Source organism: Rhodococcus sp. A14, assembly GCF_011603105.1.
GTDB lineage: Bacteria > Actinomycetota > Actinomycetes > Mycobacteriales > Mycobacteriaceae > Rhodococcus_F > Rhodococcus_F opacus.
Window position 1 is genome coordinate 1 of the sequence record NZ_JAAOQS010000222.1, and the last position, 3,275, is coordinate 3,275.

Genomic DNA, 3,275 nt, shown 5'->3' on the forward strand with positions numbered 1-3,275 from the left:
GTCCGGGGCCCGCGCCCCCACCCCACCGGCCCCGGAGACCCGGTTCCGCCCGCCGACACCGCCCCGGACGCTGGTGCACCGCGGCCGGTTGCTCGATCTGCTCCGGGCCGGGCAGCGGCGACGCCTGAGCGTCATCCACGCGCCGACCGGCTTCGGCAAGACCACGCTCGCCACCCAGTGGAGCGAGGTGCTGGCCGGGGAGGGGCTGGCCGTCGCCTGGCTGACCGTCGACCGCGACGACAACAATGTGGTCTGGTTCCTCGGACACCTGCTGGAGGCGATCCGGCGGGTGCGCCCCGCCCTGGCCGAGGACCTCGAGCAGGCGCCCGAACAGCACGGCGACGAGGCCGACCGATACGTGCTGACCGCGCTGATCAACGAGATCCACGCGGCCGGCGAACGCGTCGTGCTCGTCATCGACGATTGGCACCGCATCGGCGCCGCCGCGACCCTCGCGGCGATGGAATTCCTCCTCGACAACGCCTGCCACCACCTGCAGGTCGTCGTCACCACCCAGAGTCGCTCCGGCCTCCCCGTGAGCCGGATGCGGGTGCGCGACGATCTGGTCGAGATCGACTCGACCGACCTGCGTTTCGACGCCGCCGAAGCTCACGCCCTGCTCGTCGACCTGGGTGGCTTGATTCTCGAGCAGGACGACGTCGACGAGCTGACCGCGACAACCGAGGGGTGGGCGGCGGGCCTGCAGCTGGCGTCGTTGTCGCTCCGCGACAGCGACGACCCCGAACAGCTCATCGAGTCACTGTCCGGACGGCACCGCGCCATCGGCGAATACCTCACCGAGAACGTGCTGGACACCCTGGATCCGGACATGCTCGACTTCCTGCTCGCGACCTCGGTTGCCGAACGCCTCCATGGTGACCTGGCCGCCGCGCTCGCCCACGTCGACCACGGACAGATCATGCTCGAGCGGGCCGAGGAACAGGATCTGTTCCTGCGCGCGATCGACGACAACCGGGAGTGGTTCCGCTACCACCCACTGTTCGCCCAGTGCCTGCAGCAACGGCTCGAACGCGAGCACCCCGAGCGGATCACCGAACTCCACCGCATCGCCTCGGAGTGGTTCGCCGATCGCAAGCTGATCAGTGAGGCGGTCGACCATGCCCTGGCCGCCGGTGACCAGGAACGGGCCGTGGAGTTGGTCGAACGCGGGGGGACCTATCTGCTCGAGCACGCCCAGATGTCCACCCTGCTCGGACTCGTCGCGAAACTCCCGCCACGAATTGTGGTGTCTCGCCCTCTATTGCAGCTCGCAGTGGCGTGGGCGAACATCCTGCTGCATCGTGCTGAGCCCACACAGAAAGCACTCGAACTGGTTGAGTCCACACTCGGCGACGGCTCGGCCACCGCCGCCGAGATCGCCGAGCTACGGGCCGAGGCCGACGTGGTGAAGGCCGCGGTGGCATGTCGCGCCGACCGGGTGGAGGGCATCGACGAACTGGTCGGGGCCGCACTGGCGCGGCCGGACTCGTTCCGGCCCTTTGTCGTTTCCTCGGCCGCGGGCACAGCCACCTTCGCCGCGATCTACCGGTTCGATTTTGCCGAGGCGCTCCGACGGCAGCAGTGGGCCGCCCCCTACAACGCTCGGAACATCGGTCCGAACGGGGCGATGACCGGCCACTGTCTTGTGGGAATCGTCGCCAACGAACGCCTCGACATCCACCAGGCCCAGGACAGCTTCCGAACGGCCCTGCGGATTGCCCGGCGATCGGGTGGGAGCCATTCCTTCTCCGCTCGGCTCGCCGGGTCGCTGCTCGGCGAACTGCTCTCTGAGCAGGGCAGGCTCGACGAGGCGGAACGACTGCTCGACGAGGGCTGCAAGCTCGGCGCCGGCAGTGGCATGGTCGATTTCAAACTCGCCCGCTACGCTGCCGGAGCCCGGATCAAGGCGCTGCGCGGCGACCGAACCACGGCTGCGCAGCGACTCGACGAGGGTGCCCGGGCAGCCGCGTCGTTGCACCTTCCGCGGCTGCGGGCCCGAATCGAAAACGAACGGATCAGGCTGGGTCTTCCCCCGACTGCCGGGCTCGAACCACCGCCGCTGGCCGAGTACACGACGCGCCGGCGCCCGGTCGACGGCATCGACGCGATCACCGCGCAGCTCGAGGAGGAGACCGCCATCAGGCTGCTGGCCGCGGCAGACTCCCCCGAACCCACCCGAATCGCCTGCACCTGGGCGCAGGAATGGGTGAACATGCTCGACGGCTCGGGACGGCGGCGGGCCCTGCTGCAGGCCAAACGCCTGCTCATCGTCGCCCTGGCCGCGGCAGAGCGCACAACCGAGGCAAAGGGGCTACTCGCCGCGGTCACCACGCAGTGCGCCGAGCTCGGAATGACCCGGTACCTGCTCGACAGTCCGATCCGCGTCCGCGAACTCGTCGCCGACCTGCGCGACGACTCGCTCGCCGGGCGGTGCCCACCCGAATGGGCGCCCGTCCCAACGTCCTTCCTCACCGACATGCTGACCACGGACACCACCGTCGACGTGGCGTGAGACGCACTGCCCGCGCCGCCTACGCCAAGCCCCACTCCCAACCGTGCCGTGATAGCCAATTCATTCTGATCACGCCCTTTGAGTGCGAGTCGGTTCCGATCGGTTCAGAGTCTGGTCGTGCGACTCTGCTCGAGACATCGCAAAAAGCCGGGATGGCTCTGTCAACTCGATCTGGCCCCACCTTGTCGGCTCGAGTTGGCCCCAGCCGACCCTTACTCGTGAGGGTGTGACGGCTTGAAGTGGCCCCACCCCGATGCGGTGAACTGGGCGTTCTGGGTTGGTCGAATGTCCGGGCTGGACGCCGCGACGTCGACGGTGTTGTCCGTCGCCGGCGTGGTCTCCGGTTAGCTCGCGGCTTGGGCTGCTGCCCTGGTTTGAGCGAGCCGGTAGCTGTCGGTGCCGGTTTCGATGATCGCGCCGCCGAAGGTGAGTCGGTCGACGATGGCCGCGCAGAGTCTCGGGTCGGTGAACGTCCGGGTCCAACCTGAAAATGACTGGTTGGACGCAATCGCCACGGAGTTCTTCTCCTCGCGTTCGGTCAAAACTTGGAACAACAACTCGGCACCGCGTTTGTCGAGTTCCATGTAGCCGAGCTCGTCAATGCAGAGCAGATCCACCCGCCCGTAGCGGGCGATGGTCTTGGCGAGCAGTTTCTCGTCGGCGGCCTCGACGAGTTCGTTGACCAGTTTCGTCGCCAGGGTGTAGCGGACCCGGAAGCCGGCCTCGGCGGCGGCGGTGCCCAAACCGATCAGCAGGTGCGATT

General features: G+C 68.1%; 2 protein-coding genes. One reads left to right on the plus strand and one right to left on the minus strand.

The window, feature by feature from the left end:
- A partial coding sequence (locus G9373_RS44805; RefSeq protein ID WP_167121241.1) for an AAA family ATPase occupies nucleotides 1-2,512 on the plus strand: 2,512 nt, incomplete at its 5' end.
- Between the two features lie 344 nt (nucleotides 2,513-2,856).
- On the opposite strand, the gene G9373_RS44810 is transcribed toward G9373_RS44805, so the two are convergent.
- Nucleotides 2,857-3,275: ATP-binding protein (locus G9373_RS44810; protein WP_167121243.1), on the minus strand; the 419-nt coding region annotated here is incomplete at its 5' end.